12 protein-coding genes, 1 tRNA gene, 1 other RNA gene and 1 pseudogene are annotated in these 13,351 nt (G+C 69.2%); 7 read left to right on the top strand and 8 right to left on the bottom strand.

Annotated elements, in window-relative coordinates:
- The first annotated feature begins 68 nt into the window (after nt 1–68).
- The 5 genes from C3B71_RS15210 to C3B71_RS15230 all read left to right on the top strand — a co-directional run bounded on the left by C3B71_RS15210 (nt 69) and on the right by C3B71_RS15230 (nt 4,236).
- Nucleotides 69–1,172, top strand: a complete 1,104-nt coding sequence (locus tag C3B71_RS15210) for a sensor histidine kinase (RefSeq protein ID WP_108970010.1) — start codon at nt 69–71, stop codon at nt 1,170–1,172.
- On the top strand, nt 1,169–1,825 hold the full coding sequence (locus tag C3B71_RS15215; protein WP_073333808.1) for a response regulator: 657 nt from the start codon (nt 1,169–1,171) through the stop codon (nt 1,823–1,825). Before C3B71_RS15210 ends, C3B71_RS15215 begins: the two co-directional genes overlap by 4 nt.
- A gap of 142 nt (nt 1,826–1,967) precedes the next feature.
- Nucleotides 1,968–2,681 (top strand): ABC transporter ATP-binding protein, encoded by a 714-nt coding sequence (locus C3B71_RS15220; RefSeq protein ID WP_073333806.1) that lies wholly within the window; start codon nt 1,968–1,970, stop codon nt 2,679–2,681.
- 5 nt (nt 2,682–2,686) lie between these two features.
- The gene (locus C3B71_RS15225) at nt 2,687–3,484 is read left to right on the top strand and encodes an ABC transporter permease (protein ID WP_108969220.1); all 798 of its coding nucleotides are present in this window, start codon (nt 2,687–2,689) and stop codon (nt 3,482–3,484) included.
- A complete protein-coding gene (locus C3B71_RS15230) occupies nt 3,481–4,236 on the top strand; it encodes an ABC transporter (RefSeq protein ID WP_108969223.1) in 756 nt (251 codons plus the stop codon). Before C3B71_RS15225 ends, C3B71_RS15230 begins: the two co-directional genes overlap by 4 nt.
- A 44-nt stretch (nt 4,237–4,280) precedes the next feature.
- Here the strand turns inward: C3B71_RS15230 and C3B71_RS16745 are convergent, their stop codons facing one another.
- The 5 genes from C3B71_RS16745 to ffs form a co-directional block, all read right to left on the bottom strand.
- Nucleotides 4,281–4,403 carry a hypothetical protein gene (locus tag C3B71_RS16745; RefSeq protein WP_258522928.1) on the bottom strand — a complete coding sequence of 41 codons (123 nt, stop codon included), beginning with the start codon at nt 4,401–4,403 and terminating at the stop codon, nt 4,281–4,283.
- Nucleotides 4,404–4,496: 93 nt separating this feature from the next.
- A complete protein-coding gene (gene recR, locus C3B71_RS15235) occupies nt 4,497–5,111 on the bottom strand; it encodes a recombination mediator RecR (protein ID WP_108969225.1) in 615 nt (204 codons plus the stop codon).
- Between the two features lie 2 nt (nt 5,112–5,113).
- Nucleotides 5,114–8,119: a DNA polymerase III subunit gamma and tau gene (locus C3B71_RS15240; protein WP_108969227.1), complete on the bottom strand. Its 3,006-nt coding sequence runs from the start codon at nt 8,117–8,119 to the stop codon at nt 5,114–5,116.
- Between the two features lie 118 nt (nt 8,120–8,237).
- On the bottom strand, nt 8,238–8,894 hold the full coding sequence (locus C3B71_RS16235; RefSeq protein ID WP_181574892.1) for a hypothetical protein: 657 nt from the start codon (nt 8,892–8,894) through the stop codon (nt 8,238–8,240).
- Between the two features lie 166 nt (nt 8,895–9,060).
- An RNA gene (gene ffs / locus C3B71_RS15250) (signal recognition particle sRNA small type) lies at nt 9,061–9,155 on the bottom strand.
- A gap of 199 nt (nt 9,156–9,354) precedes the next feature.
- Between ffs and C3B71_RS15255 the strand changes: the two genes are divergently transcribed.
- Nucleotides 9,355–9,442 (top strand) — tRNA-Ser (locus tag C3B71_RS15255).
- Between the two features lie 682 nt (nt 9,443–10,124).
- Here C3B71_RS15255 and C3B71_RS17035 read toward each other — a convergent pair.
- Nucleotides 10,125–10,223 (bottom strand): annotated as a pseudogene (locus C3B71_RS17035) (transposase-like zinc-binding domain-containing protein); the annotation flags it as partial.
- A gap of 300 nt (nt 10,224–10,523) precedes the next feature.
- Between C3B71_RS17035 and C3B71_RS15260 the strand changes: the two are divergent.
- A complete protein-coding gene (locus tag C3B71_RS15260) occupies nt 10,524–11,951 on the top strand; it encodes a hypothetical protein (RefSeq protein WP_146750759.1) in 1,428 nt (475 codons plus the stop codon).
- 98 nt (nt 11,952–12,049) lie between these two features.
- On the opposite strand, the gene C3B71_RS15265 is transcribed toward C3B71_RS15260, so the two are convergent.
- Nucleotides 12,050–12,901: an SDH family Clp fold serine proteinase gene (locus C3B71_RS15265; protein ID WP_073333787.1), complete on the bottom strand. Its 852-nt coding sequence runs from the start codon at nt 12,899–12,901 to the stop codon at nt 12,050–12,052.
- Nucleotides 12,901–13,092, bottom strand: coding sequence for a hypothetical protein (locus C3B71_RS15270; protein ID WP_073333785.1), 192 nt, complete (start codon nt 13,090–13,092; stop codon nt 12,901–12,903). Before C3B71_RS15270 ends, C3B71_RS15265 begins: the two co-directional genes overlap by 1 nt.
- Nucleotides 13,093–13,351 lie beyond the last annotated feature (259 nt).

Here is a 13,351-nt window from a genome sequence, read left to right on the forward strand (position 1 = left end):
GCAAGGACGTGGCGGCCGCGCATTTCGGCCGGATGTCCCTCGCCGTGAGTACCGGTATGTTGCGCGACATGGACGCGAGAACGATCTGGCATACGCCGTCGCTCCCGTTCGTTGTTGATGCGGGGGCGGCGGCCGTCGTGATCGGGCTGTTCTGGGCCCCGGCACCGGGCGCCCCCGACCGTCTGGCGTCTTGGCCGCTCGGCGTTCTGCTCGCAGCGCTTGTCGCCGCGGCGATGCTGCTGCGCTGGCGCCTGCCCCTCGCCGCGACGGCAGCCGCATTCATCACCACCGCGGTCGGCTGGCGCCTGGGACTGGCCACCGATCCGATGCTCGCCGCGGCGTGGTGCCTGTACCCGCTGGCGGTCAGGTACGGCTCCCGGACGCGCGCCTTCCGCCTCGCGGCCGTCATCGTGCTGATTCTGTTGGCGGCTCTCTTCGGCACTCCGGCCGCGGATTCAATGACACAACGCATCGTGGCCTCCGGCCTTGCCGTCGGCGTCTCTTGGCTGCTCGGCTGCGCGGAGTCCCGCAGGCTCGCTTCCGCGGGCGAGGCGGCCCGACAACGCGCCCAGGCGCTGCGCGCCCAACAACAAGTGGCGATCGCCCGGGAGGTTCACGACGTCGTCGGGCATGCGCTCAGCGTCATTCGGGCGGAGGCCGACGTCGCCCGCAGCACCTCCACAACACAGGACGAGCTGCGAGTGAGCCTGACGGACATTGAGGAGCGCGCACGCGCCGCCCTGGAGGAGGTCCAGCAGCTGGTGCGCACCCTGCGTGCCGATGACCCGGCCCGCTCCACTGCACCGTCACTCCAGGAGTTGGTGACGGCGGCGCGGGTGAGCGGCCTCGACGTCACCTCCGAGCTCGACCTGCCGACGCTTGCGCCGGAGCTCGAGGAGGTCGTCTCCCGTGTGGTACAGGAGGCGCTCAGCAACGTCGTGCGGCACTCCGGAGCATCGGCCTGCACGGTCGCCGTCGGGATCGACGGCGGAGCCCTCGCCGTCCGCGTCGACGACGACGGCACCGGCATATCCGCCCGCCAGGCTCCCGGCTCCGGCTTGGCGGGCATGCGTGAGCGGGTCGAGTCGGTCGGCGGCGCCCTGACCGTCTCTTCCCCGGCGCACGGCGGCACACGGGTGCTGGCGCGGATACCGTTGCGGGAGGCGCCATGAACACCTCCATTACCGTGTTTCTCGCCGACGACGATGCCGACTTCCGCCGCGTCTATCGGCGCCTGTTCGACGCCGCCGAAGGATTCCGCGTCGTGGGCGAGGCGGAAACCGTCCCGGAGACGATCCGGAAGATCACCACGCTGCGCCCGGACGTGTCGCTCATAGATGTGCAGATGCCCGGTGGAAACGGGATCGACGTGCTGCGCGGCACAGGTGAGTCGGACACGCGAGTCATCATGCTGACGGCCTTTGACCTGGACGAGTACGTGGCCGACGCTCTCAAGCAGGGCGCGGCGGGCTTCCTGCTGAAGAACGCCTCCTCCTCCGAGGTTCTCAGCGCGGTGCGGGCCGTGCATGCCGGGCACGCGTCCCTGGCCCCGGAGGTGACCGCACGGTTGATGGGACAGTTCGAGCGGCGGCCGTCCCACTCGCATCATCCATTCGCCGATGTGCGCCTGAGCGGGCGGGAGCTCCAGGTGATCCGCCTGGTGGCCCAGGGACGTTCCAATCGGCAGATCGCGGAGGAGCTCTTCCTGGCCCTGCCCACCGTGCGCACCTACCTGAGTCGGCTGTTTACGAAGCTGGACGTCAGCGACCGCACGCAGCTGGCCGTGCTCGCCTACCAGGCGGGGCTGCTGTACGAGTCACGCTGACCCACCTGCTTTCGCGCCCGCCCGAGGGTGGACCGGCGCCGGCAAATGTCGACATCCGTACGACGCGGCACCCAGCCCTTCGGTGGAACGGTTGCACCGGCGGCATGAAGTCGCCGCAATCGCCCGGAAGGGGTTTCACCGCATGATTGAGATCGTCAACGTGACCAAGAAGTACGGGGGCAAGACCGCAGTCGCTCGGGTCGGCTTCACCGCGAAGCCCGGCCGGGTGACCGGCTTTCTCGGACCGAATGGGGCCGGCAAGTCCACAACGCTGCGCATCCTGCTCGGCCTGGACCGCCCCACCTCCGGCACCGCGCTTATAGACGGGCGCCCGTACACGGCCCTGAAACAGCCACTGCGCACGGTCGGTGCGATGCTCGACGGCGCCTCCGCCGTCCCTGAACGCCGCGGCATCGACCACCTGCGCTGGATCGCCCAGTCCAACCGGATACCCGCCCGCCGCGTGGGTGAGGTACTTGAACAGGTCGGGCTGGCCGACGCCGCTACAACGCGAGTACGCAAGTACTCGCTCGGCATGCGCCAACGCCTGGGACTGGCCGCCGCTCTCCTGGGCGAGCCGCGCTTCCTGGTGCTGGACGAGCCGGTGAACGGCCTCGACCCCGAGGGCATTCGTACCATCCGCGCCTTCCTGCGCCGTTACGCCGACGCCGGAAACACCGTGCTGCTGTCCAGTCATCTCATGGGGGAAACCGCTCAAACGGTCGATGACATTGTCATCATCAACCGGGGACGGATCATCGCCGACGGCACCCTGGATGAGATCACCGCGGGCCACACCTCACTTGAGGACGCCTTCTTCGCCCTCACCGACGCTGACCCCGGACAAGGCCGGTGAACCGCATGCTCAGCATCGTCCGCTCGGAACTCACCAAGACCCTCACCTTGCCCAGCGTCTGGATCATGACGCTGCTCCTAACCGCGGTTCTCCTCCTGTTCCAGTTCCAGTCCTTCACCTTCAACCACGAGCTGGTCGCGAACCTACGCGGCGACGGAACCAGCGAGGTGGACGGTCTCTTGGTCGTCGTCGACGCGTCTGTCTTCACCGATTACGTCGCCTACATCTTCAACCCCGCCATCCTGACGCCTCTGCTCGGCGCGGTGATCGCCGGCGCCGAGTTCCGTACCGGCCAGTTCGGCATGAGCGTGCTCGCTGTCCCTGACCGCGGACGCCTGCTGGCAGGAAAGCTCATTGCAGTGGCGCTCCAGGTATTGACCCTCGGCGTGATTTGGATCGGTGCGGCCAAGGCGTTGCTCCACCTGGCGGTCCGTGACTCCGATGCACTTGCGGGCGGCGTGTGGTCGCCGAGCCTGCCCCTGGCCGACGCCCGCATCCTTCTGTTCATGGTTGCCGCCACCGTGTTCATCTACGCCCTCACCCTGATAGCGCGTAAGACGCTCGTCGGCGTTATTGTCACGGTGCTGCTGATCATGGTGACCATGACGCAGGTACTCGCGTTTGTCTCCCCCGCCGTCGACGCGCTGATGCCCTTCAGCGCGGCACGGAACCTGGTGCTGGCCGGAGGGGACGTCGCCGTCCCACTGACCGGCAGCCCTGCCCGGGGTGCGGCCGTGCTGCTCGGTTGGGCGGTGGCCTCCTGCGTCGCCGCTGTGGCGGGCGTACTCAGGAGGGACGCATGATGAGCGCAGCTCGACCGCTCCCCATCCGCCTTCGCGACGTCGTTGCCGGTGAGGTCACCAAGCTGGTGACCTCCCCATACATGCTCATCATGGTTATGGTCGCCACCTGCGCGAACCTGGCGTTGGCCGTCGTCGCCGCCTCCGGCGTCGGTTTCTACACCCAGCCCGACCAAATCGAACCGGTGTCCGTCTCCTCCTTCGGCATGGTGATGTTCGCCCCCGTTTATGCCTTCCTTGCGCTTCCCGTTTACGCCGCAGCGGGCGAGTATCGAGGCGAACAGATCCGCATGACGCTCCTGGCGGTACCGAATCGACGAGCCCTAATGGCGGGCAAGACCGCCGGCATGCTGGCCGTCGTCGTCGTCGCCACGGCCATTGCGGTCATACCCGCCAGACTCATCATCGACATCCCCGCCGACTTGGGCGTCAGCGGGGCCCTGCTGGACATCGCCCGCTGGGCCGCGGTCTACCTGCTGATGTCGGCGATCGCCTTCGGTCTGGCCGGGCTACTGCGCTCCGCGATCGCGACCCTCGGAATCCTGATCGCCGTGCCCGTCGTGGTCGGCACCGGCATCCTGCAGTGGCCCCAGGTCCTGCGGCTCCTCCCCGATCAGGCCGCCCTCAGCCTGCTGGGAACCCCCGGCTACGACGTCACCGCGCTGCCGCCCGCAGTCGCCGCGGCCACGCTGGTCATCTGGGCGGGTCTGTGCCTCACGGCCTATGCCCTCGCCCTCTGGCGGCGAGACACCTAGTGCCCGCGCGCCGTCATCCGGCCTCGGCGCCGGGAACAGGCGGTTCACTCCGAGATGTCGTCCTGGCGCACCTCTCGCTTACCGAGGTCCTCGGAGAGCGTGACTCGCACGGCCGAAAGCACCGCGATCGCCGGGCAATCGCCGTCCGCCATCTCCGGCAGCACCACGGCGCTGAGATTAATGGGGCTCTTCGCGATTGCGGATGAGGTAGCCGGGGGAGCTGCGGCCGAATCCGCGCCTCGGCTCAGGCCTGCCGTCGCTCAGCTCTCCTCGTCGATCCGGCGGCGTCCCTCGAAGGCGCGCCCGAGGGTGACCTCGTCCGCGTACTCCAGGTCACTGCCGACGGGCAGGCCGGAGGCGAGCCGCGAGACGGGCACGTCCATGGTGCGCAGCATGCGTGTCAGGTAGGCGGCGGTCGCCTCGCCGACCACGTCCGGGTCGGTGGCGAGGATGACCTCCTCCACAGAGCCGTCCCCCACCCGGGCGAACAGCTCGCGGATGCGCAGGTCGTCCGGGCCGACCCCGTTGATCGGGTCGATGGCACCGCCGAGCACGTGGTAGAGGCCCCGGTATTCGCGGGTGCGCTCGATGGCGACCACGTCCTTGGGCTCCTCCACCACGCAGATGACCCGCCGGTCGCGGCGCGGGTCACGGCAAATGGCGCACTGCTCCTCCTCGGCGACGTTTCCGCAGATGACGCAGAAGTGCACGCGGGACTTGACGGCCCGCAGTGCCTCCACCAGCCGCTCGACGCTCTCGGCGTCCGCGGACAGGATGTGGAAGGCGAGCCGCTGGGCGGATTTGGGGCCGATGCCGGGCAGTTCGCCGAACTGGTCGACGAGGTCCTGAAGTGCGCCTTCGTAGGCTGCGGGCAAGGTCAGTGTCCTTCCTGGGTCACGGTGACTTCCTCCAGGACGGTGGCGCCCAGGAGACGTTTGACGACTTCCAGCCCGACGACGCCGGCCTCCTCGGCGTCCTCGTCGTCCTCGCTGGGCAGGTCGTCCTCAAGGGCGGGGTGCGCGGGAGTCGAAGCTCCGCCGTTGTGGTTGCGGGCCCCGCCACGGGCGGCCGCTCTGGCGGCGGCCTGGGCGGCGGACAGCCGCGATGGCCCGGGCTGTGGACCGAGGTCCTCCGGACCATCGGGGTCGCCGGGCTCCTCGGGTAGGGGCACACCATCGGAGAAGGTCTGAGCCGGGGCGTCCCAGGCGACTGGTGCCAGCCGGTGCGGCCGCGCCGGGTCCGGGTCTACGGCACCCACGGGGTCCGGCGCGGACGGCGTGCTGGGGCTCGAGTCCGGCTCGGGCGAGCCGGGCGGCTCCGGCACGGGGGGCACCTCCGGCAGCGGACGCAGCCGGTGGACGGTGGCGAGCGGGGCGGCATCGGGGTCTGCCTCATCCGCGGGTGCGGGCGCCGGGTCCGGGCCGGGCATGGCGGCGGGGACGGCGGCCGCCGGCGAGTCGGCGGAGGCCGGCTCCTCGGGGATGGGGTCCGGGCTGGATGCGGCGACGCCGCTGCGTGGGGACACGTCCGCCGCGGCGGGGGCGGGGTCGGCTACCGCCGGGCCGGCCGAACCGGTCGGGCTCGCGCTGCCGGCGGCGCTCGGATCGGCATCCGTGGAGGTGGACAGCTCGCCGTCCACGGGGCCGGCCGGCGGCTGGGCGTGCGGGCTCTCCGGGCCCGCGTCGGCGGGGGCCGCGCCAACAATGCCATCGGGTTCGTCACCGGCGGGCGTCGGCCGCGCATCGACCGCCGCCGACGAGACGGACGATTCGGGACTGGTGGAGGTGATGGGTGCCGGACTTGCGGCGCTTTCGGCGGCGACAGCCGCCTGTTCCCGGGTGGCGTGGCGGGCGCCGGGGACGGCGACCTCGCCCCAGCCGTCGTCGCCGACGGGGGCCGACGCAGGAGCGGAGGCCTGTGAAGCGTCGGCATGGTGCGGCGCTCCGGCAGGAGGACGCATGCCGCCGTTGCCGGGTCCCGCCCCGGAGCTGGCGCCGGGGCCTGCGCCGGGGGCGTGTGCCGGTGTGCCCGCGTCGCCGGGGTTGGCGCCCGGGCCGGGTCGCGCACCGAAGCCGCCGTTACCGGTTAGCCTTCCTGGACGACCGCCGCCCGGGCCACCCGGACCGCCGGAACCTCCGCGCGGCCCGCCGGGCCCGCCCTGGGGGCCGACGAGCACGGCGTGCACCTCAAGGTCGAGGCCGAGCGCCTGGCGGATCGCCTGGGCGAGCACCGGGCCGTGCCCGCCGTTCTCGAAGGCGTTGGCCAGGCCCTGCCCGGTGAAGATCACCTGGAAGACGCCGTCATTGATGCCACCGGGCTGAGAGTTGGGGCCGACCAGCGCCCAGGTGGCCCGCCGTGAGCGTTTGGCCGCATCGAGCACCTCCTCCCAGCGAGCGCGAATCATCTCGGCGTCGGCGGCGCTGCCGGACGCCGGAGCGGGGCCGGGCTGGCCCGAGGAGTCCGCCGGGGCCGACGGCGATGCAGGCGGTACGGCGGGACCGGGTTGTGTGGGCGAGTCCGGGCCTCGCTCCGGCACCCCGGGCCGAACGCCGCGCCCGGACATGGAGGCAGGCTCGGCGGCCGGAGCCGCGGCGCGGTTGGCGGTCGGCTCCTGGGAGGCGTTGGGGGCTGCCGGGGTTGGGGCATCCGGCTCCGGCGCTGCCGGACGCGGCCGGGCCGCTGCCGCCTGCACGGGCCGCGGCGCCGTCGGGGCGGGCACGCCGGCGTTGGCGCGCGCCGGCCGGCCGGTCGGCGGTGCGGGTTGCGACGTCGACGCCACGGGGGCCGCGGGCAGCAGCAGGCGCGCCATGAGCAGCTCCAGCTGCAGCCGGGGAGAGGTGGCCCCGACCATCTGGTCCAGGGCCTGGGCGGTGGCGTCCGCGGCCCGGGACAGGCCGGCCGCGCCGATGGTGCGGGCCTGGCCCTCCATGCGGGAGAGTTCGTCGGCGGGCAGGGAGCCGAGTGCGGGCCCGGCCTCGTTGCCCGCGAGCGCGATCACCAGTAGGTCCCGCAGCCGCTGCAGCAGGTCCTCGACGAAGCGCCGGGGGTCGTGCCCGGAGGTGACCACGCGGTCCACCACCCGGAACACGCCGGCGCCGTCGGCTGCGGCGACCGCGTCCACGCAGGAGTCCAGCAGGGTGGTGTCCGTGTAGCCGAGCAGCGCGACGGCGCGCTGGTAGTCGACCTCGCCGTCGACGGCGCCGCCGATCAGCTGGTCCATGACCGACAGGGTGTCGCGCACACTGCCTCCGCCCGCGCGCACCACCAGCGGGAACACGCCCGGGCCGACGTCGATGCGCTCCGCCTGGCACAGGCGCCCCAGGTAGCCCTCCAGGATGTCCGGCGGGACGAGGCGGAAGGGGTAGTGGTGGGTGCGGGAGCGGATGGTGCCGATGACCTTGTCCGGCTCGGTGGTGGCGAAGATGAACTTCACGTGCTCGGGCGGCTCCTCGACCAGTTTCAGCAGGGCGTTGAAGCCCTGCGGGGTGACCATGTGGGCCTCGTCGAGGATGAAGATCTTGTAGCGGTCCCGGGCGGGGGCGAAGGAGGCGCGCTCACGCAGGTCGCGGGCGTCGTCGACGCCGTTGTGGCTGGCGGCGTCGATCTCGACGACATCGAGCGAGCCCGGCCCGCCGGTGGCCAGGTCCCGGCAGGAGGGGCACTGCCCGCAGGGGGTGTCGGTGGGGAACTGCTCGCAGTTCAGGCAGCGGGCCAGGATGCGGGCGGAGGTGGTCTTGCCGCAGCCGCGCGGGCCGGAGAACAGGTAGGCGTGGGTGACGCGGTCGGCCCGCAAGGCCGCCATGAGCGGAGCGGTCACATGCTCCTGCCCGATGACGTCCTGGAAGGTGTCGGGCCGGTAGCGGCGGTAGAGGGCGGTGGTCACAGTCCGACTCTAAACGGCATGGCCGACACGATGCGACGCCTGACGCATTGCCAATCGCATAACCGCCGGGCGAGAGGGAGAAGGTGCTCCCGCCCGGCGGTTACGCGGGGAGGGGTGATTACTCGGTGCCGAGCTGCGCGGCGAGTTCGTTGCAGAAGGCGGCGAGATCCTCTTTGGAGATGAAGGAGGCCTCTGCCGAGACGACGACCGTTCCGTCGGTGACCTGCAAGTAGCAGGCGAGGCTGGTTCCACCGGGCAGGGTGGTGCCGCACAAGCCGGTGCCCGCGGGAACCGTCTCGTTCAGGCGTTCAACCGACATCTCGTAGTTCATGCCCTCCCTGAATTCGACTCCTATGGCTTTTAAGAGGCTGTCCTCCTCATTGAGCTTGTACCAATCCGCGTCCCCATCCTTTCCGGTGTTGGTGTATTCGCCCAACTTCTCGGGCAGGTCCCGGCCGGACATGGCGGAGATCATCACACCCTCGGGCGCCGGGGTCGCCGTGGTTGCGGAGTCGGCATTGGAGTCGTTCGCAGCATCGGTTTCGGTGTCCTCGGCGCCGGATTCATCGGCGTCCTCGGTCTCGGTTGCCGTCGCGTCCGCATCCTCGGTGGCCGCGACGGTCTCGACGGCTACAGGCTCACTCGCTGCCGTCGACGCGTCAGCGCCGGCGTCATCGGAGGAGCCGCAGGCGGTCAGCGTCAACGCGAGGCTTCCGGCGAGCAGCAAAGAGGCGATAGCAGGGACATTGCGGTCGGAGTTCTTTCTCGTAGCCATACCGTTACCATATCGCTGCCGCCCGTCCCCGTCGATGGGTAGCGCGCCCCGAGGCACCCCGGCCATGCGTATGGCGTGGCAAGTGCGTGCCGCCCCGGCCGACGCGGGCACACCGCCGCGAGCCACGGCCTCGACGACAGCGCGGCGGCAACTCGACGTCCGCAAAAGTCAGGACCCCCCGTGCACCCGCCAGAGCCCGCTTACCCTTGCTACCTTCCGGTCCTGGGGGATTCACTGGATGACGCCGCACGAGGGGCCGGGTGCGAGCGTACCCGATGGGGGCCGGAGGCGGTCAAGTCCGCCGGCCAGCAAGCCATGCGGGCAGGACCGCGCCCACGCCTGCCACGTCTGCTCGTGACCGATGCCACCGCATCCAGGCCGCTGCGGGTTGGCGCTGAGGGCGCCGGGTCCGATATATTCGCGTTTCGCTACGCGTGGTGAGCAGCCGCGTGCGGCACCTGGAGGATTCGCCTAGCGGCCTATGGCGCACGCTTGGAAAGCGTGTTGGGTGCAAGCCCTCGGGGGTTCGAATCCCCCATCCTCCGCCACCACTTTTCCCCGGAATCACAACGATTCCGGGGATTCTCTTTTCCCTCCTGTCAACACTCCTGTCAACATCTGCCCACCACCTACGTGACGAACACCACCGCGCGGGCACGCGAAAAAGGGGCCGCCCCACACCCGGTTTGGGTGAGGGGCAGCCATTTGCGTGTGGCGGCACGCCGCGACCGCGGGGACGACAGCCACCAAGGCAGCGCGGTCGAAGCCCATACCAATCGGGCCGTCGCCTGCCGGCTCATCACCCCTGATGCCTACTGCCGGGCCGAGATGCCGGCAGACCCTCGCATCGGGGGTTATAGGCGCGAACGTGTTGCTTTAGACCGGCGTGTCGGGGTGTTCTAGCTGGTTCGGCCGGCCCAGCCTTTGCGTTTCCAGAGGCCTTCTTCGGGGTTGTCGGCGCGAACGTGTGTGTGGTTCGGGCGCCCCCGGGCTCACTAGGTCCGGTTGTGTCAGTGCTTGGGTGGAGGTGCGCGGTTGGGTGGCGGTGTGCGTGGCTGTTGAGCCTGTCGGTTGGACCGCTGTTCCCCGGTTGGACCGCTGTTCCCCGGTTGGACCGCTGTTCCCCGGTTGGACCGCCGTAGCCGCCGGTTACAGCGGTCCAACGGGGCGTGGGCGGTCCAACGGGGCGTGGGCGGTCCATCGGGGCGTGGGCGGTCCAACCGGGGCGGTGCACTTCCACCGTTGGGTGCCTGCGGCGGTGCGGCCGGGCTTCTTCATAGGGGTCTGACAGATCGGGCAGAGCCTTGCTCGTGGGGACCGTGTTCTCACGGCCCGCACATCTACCCCGAAAGTCAACCACCGCCCCGGGTTAACCTCCCAGGCCATAATCACCCCGACTTCCCCGCACCACAGCAACCAAAATCCCGATCTTTAGCAACACGTTCACGCCGATAACTCGCATCGGGGCGCTCGCCGTCGAGCTTGACGTGCCAGGTGGGTCGTGTTCGCCTACCGAGAGACGCTGCGTCGTCACAAGATCGTTGCCTGAGACGACCTCAAAACCGCACAGACGAGCTAAGCGCAGCGCAAGATAAGAGACGCCCGCCACTGTCCGCACTCAGGGAAGAGATGAATATGAAGCCCTCCGGCTGGGGGATCGCACTGCGCGTCCTCGGCGTCCTGTCCACACTCTTCGCAGGCCTCGGGATCATCGGCATCATCGGCGCCATGGCCACCGACGACTACAGTGGCGGAGACGCCGTCCTCGGCTCCCTGATCCTCGTGATCCCACCAATCGTGGTCGCAGTACTCCTGTTCCGCGGAGCCGAACGCGTAGACAAGTGGGCCGTCGAACGCGCCGCACGGCGAGCCGCCCAGGCCGCCGCAGCCCGGCCGACACCACCGCAACCGGCCCTGCTGCAGACCCAGCCCCGCGACGAGTCACAGAAGGCCAAGGCAGCCGAGGAAAAAGCCGCGAAACGACGTCAGATAGAAGCCGAGCGACAGGCAGCCAAGGAAGAGCAGGAGGCAAAGCGTGCTGAGCGGAAGGCCGCCAGAGCCGCACGGCGAAAAGAACGCGAGGAGAAACGGGCCGCTGCCGCAGCAGCGGCTCGCGAGCGCGCCCAGGCCGAGCAGGAGCGCAAGGACCGGGAGGGCTACAGCACTGCGAGTGGTGATTGGGTGCCGCCGAAGCCGTTGGGGACGCTCGTGGACCCGTGGGCTCCCGGGCAGTCGCTTGAAGTGGTGGGGGAGCACTACCGGCAGCGGGCATTCGTGCGCCTACTGGGCCGCAAGCCGGGGTTCGACCAGTACGGCGGCGTCGAGGTTTATGGGGAGGGAATTCTTGTCCCGGACCCGAACAATCCCTACGGTGGGGATGGTGCGGTGGCCGTGTACTTCGGTGGGGAGCACGTTGGATATCTCGCCCGGGAGGACGCCGACAGATACTTTCCGACGTTGGAGAGCATGCATGGCAACGGCGTGCTCGTGCGGGTTCGAGCGAGGGTCTGGGCGAGCCGCCCCTCCGCCGGCGGCGACGTCAATGCCCGCGTGACGCTCGTAGTGCCCGAGCCGGCAGGCATGTTCCCCTCCAATGACTTCCCCGACGCGCCGTATGCCGTAATCCCGACGGGCAGGCGCATCCAAGTGACCAAGGAGGAGGAGCACATGGACGTCCTGGCCGGGTACGTGCGTCGCGGCGTCAACGTGGACAACCATGTTGCGGCGTCCCTGAGGTCCATTAACGAGATCCGGCCCCGGTCGTCATACGAATGCGTGCAGGTCGAGATCGACGGGCAGCGCGTCGGAGTACTGACCAAGGGACAGTCGGACAAGCTCCTGCCCCTGGTCAGGCACATTGAGCAGCGCGGCTACGTGCCGATCGTGAGGGCCGTGGTCAAGGGCACCAAGCTCAAGGCCGACGTCGTGCTCAACACCGCCGACGCGGAAACCATTGACGAGGACTGGCTCGACGACCTCGGCGAAGCCATCACCGACGCGAACATCGACAAGATGCCCGCCACCACGCCCCGCCCGGACTTCGACTGGGACGACTAGCAAACCGCGAGCACCCCGCGCCGATGGAAGGAAAGCGCCGACCCTGCATAGGGCCGGCGCAATACCTGGGTGGGCGATCGGTCAGGGGAGAGAACAGGTCATCCCTCATGCGATGCGCGAACGCCCTCGTAGATGGCTGTATTGCCGCGAGGCCAGCAACCGAGAGCGAAGTAGTGCGTCCAGAGCGCCCAGACCAACTTCCATGCCTCGTCATTGCAGTCCGCGGCTGTAGCGGGCAGGCCGACGGCGGCAGCGTGGTCGACAGAGACGACTGCCGAATGGCTTCTTGGCGCATCGATCAGGAGTGGCTTCAGTTCTCCGGCGAGACGCTCGACCTCATCCCCTGATCTACCAGCTGCGGACAACGCTTCACGCATGAGCGACTCCGACCTATCAAGGGCCGATCGCGCCTGCTCAAGCATCACCATAGTGACGTCGGCGAGCATCGACGAGAACAGAGGGTAAGCGTTCGGGTTCTGAGTTGTCCGAGCCTCCGCCTCCTCAACCGCCGCGACGATGTCCTTGGCGCTGGACATCGTCGGTCGCCCGGTCTCGTCGGTGTAGAGCATCTGCGGGTCGATCGGGCCGAGGTCGCCGCCGGGCCCCATCACGATGTGGTTCGCGCCGAGGCAAAGGATCGTGGCGGCGCTCTTTGCCATGTCCGGCACAAGCACCGTGAGTTCACGGCACCGCGTCTGCATTGAGCGGACCATACGCAGAGCGGTCTCCCCATCGCCGCCCGGGGACGACAGGAGCAAGTGAAGGTCCTTCTCTGGATCACAGTCGACGAGGAGTTCCTCAAGGATTGTCATGTTCGTCCAGCCGATCTGGTCGATCACGACGATGAGATTCACGTCTTTGAGATCCTGATACTGCTTGATCAGCTCCTGGCGTGCGTAGCGGGCCGAATGCTCCGCGTGGAACAGCGGAGTATGCGGTGCCGAGGCCATCAGATACGGCCAACCACGGGGCGGAAGCTCTTCCTCTTGCCGCGGCGCAGCTTGGCCCCCTGACGACGTGCCTCCATCGCAAGTTCGGCCTTGGCGGCCCAGTCCTGGCCCCTGTCCTTGGTCGGCTGAGGGAGCGCCGGGGTCGGCTCCTCGCGCTGAGGCGCCGGGGCGGTGGACGTCGTTATCATCATCGACCTCCTGGCGGTGGTGCGGAACGAGTTGCTTAATCATGGTAATGGGCCCAAGGGCCCATTACTAGGTGACTTTCTTCCCAGGTCAGTTAGCCCTCGCACGCGGTGGGGCGTACAGGGCAGCCGTTCAACCGTCGGCCCCAATCGCCCGCCCAGCTGAACAAGACCCCGGCAATGATGGGTGTACCGGCATCTCAGAGGCCTTGCGACTCAACCGTCCCAGGAGCGTGAAGACAACATAGCGGGGTAGACGCACGAA

Source organism: Actinomyces sp. Z16 (assembly GCF_003111765.1).
In the GTDB taxonomy this organism is placed as follows: domain Bacteria; phylum Actinomycetota; class Actinomycetes; order Actinomycetales; family Actinomycetaceae; genus Actinomyces; species Actinomyces glycerinitolerans.

Coding starts and splice junctions, on each gene's coding strand:
- C3B71_RS15210 (WP_108970010.1), top strand. CDS start 69: ATGGACGCGAGAACGATCTGGCATACGCCGTCGCTCCCGTTCGTTGTT.
- C3B71_RS15215 (WP_073333808.1), top strand. CDS start 1,169: ATGAACACCTCCATTACCGTGTTTCTCGCCGACGACGATGCCGACTTC.
- C3B71_RS15220 (WP_073333806.1), top strand. CDS start 1,968: ATGATTGAGATCGTCAACGTGACCAAGAAGTACGGGGGCAAGACCGCA.
- C3B71_RS15225 (WP_108969220.1), top strand. CDS start 2,687: ATGCTCAGCATCGTCCGCTCGGAACTCACCAAGACCCTCACCTTGCCC.
- C3B71_RS15230 (WP_108969223.1), top strand. CDS start 3,481: ATGATGAGCGCAGCTCGACCGCTCCCCATCCGCCTTCGCGACGTCGTT.
- C3B71_RS16235 (WP_181574892.1), bottom strand. CDS start 8,894: ATGGCTACGAGAAAGAACTCCGACCGCAATGTCCCTGCTATCGCCTCT.
- C3B71_RS15260 (WP_146750759.1), top strand. CDS start 10,524: ATGAATATGAAGCCCTCCGGCTGGGGGATCGCACTGCGCGTCCTCGGC.
- C3B71_RS15265 (WP_073333787.1), bottom strand. CDS start 12,901: ATGGCCTCGGCACCGCATACTCCGCTGTTCCACGCGGAGCATTCGGCC.
- C3B71_RS15270 (WP_073333785.1), bottom strand. CDS start 13,092: ATGATGATAACGACGTCCACCGCCCCGGCGCCTCAGCGCGAGGAGCCG.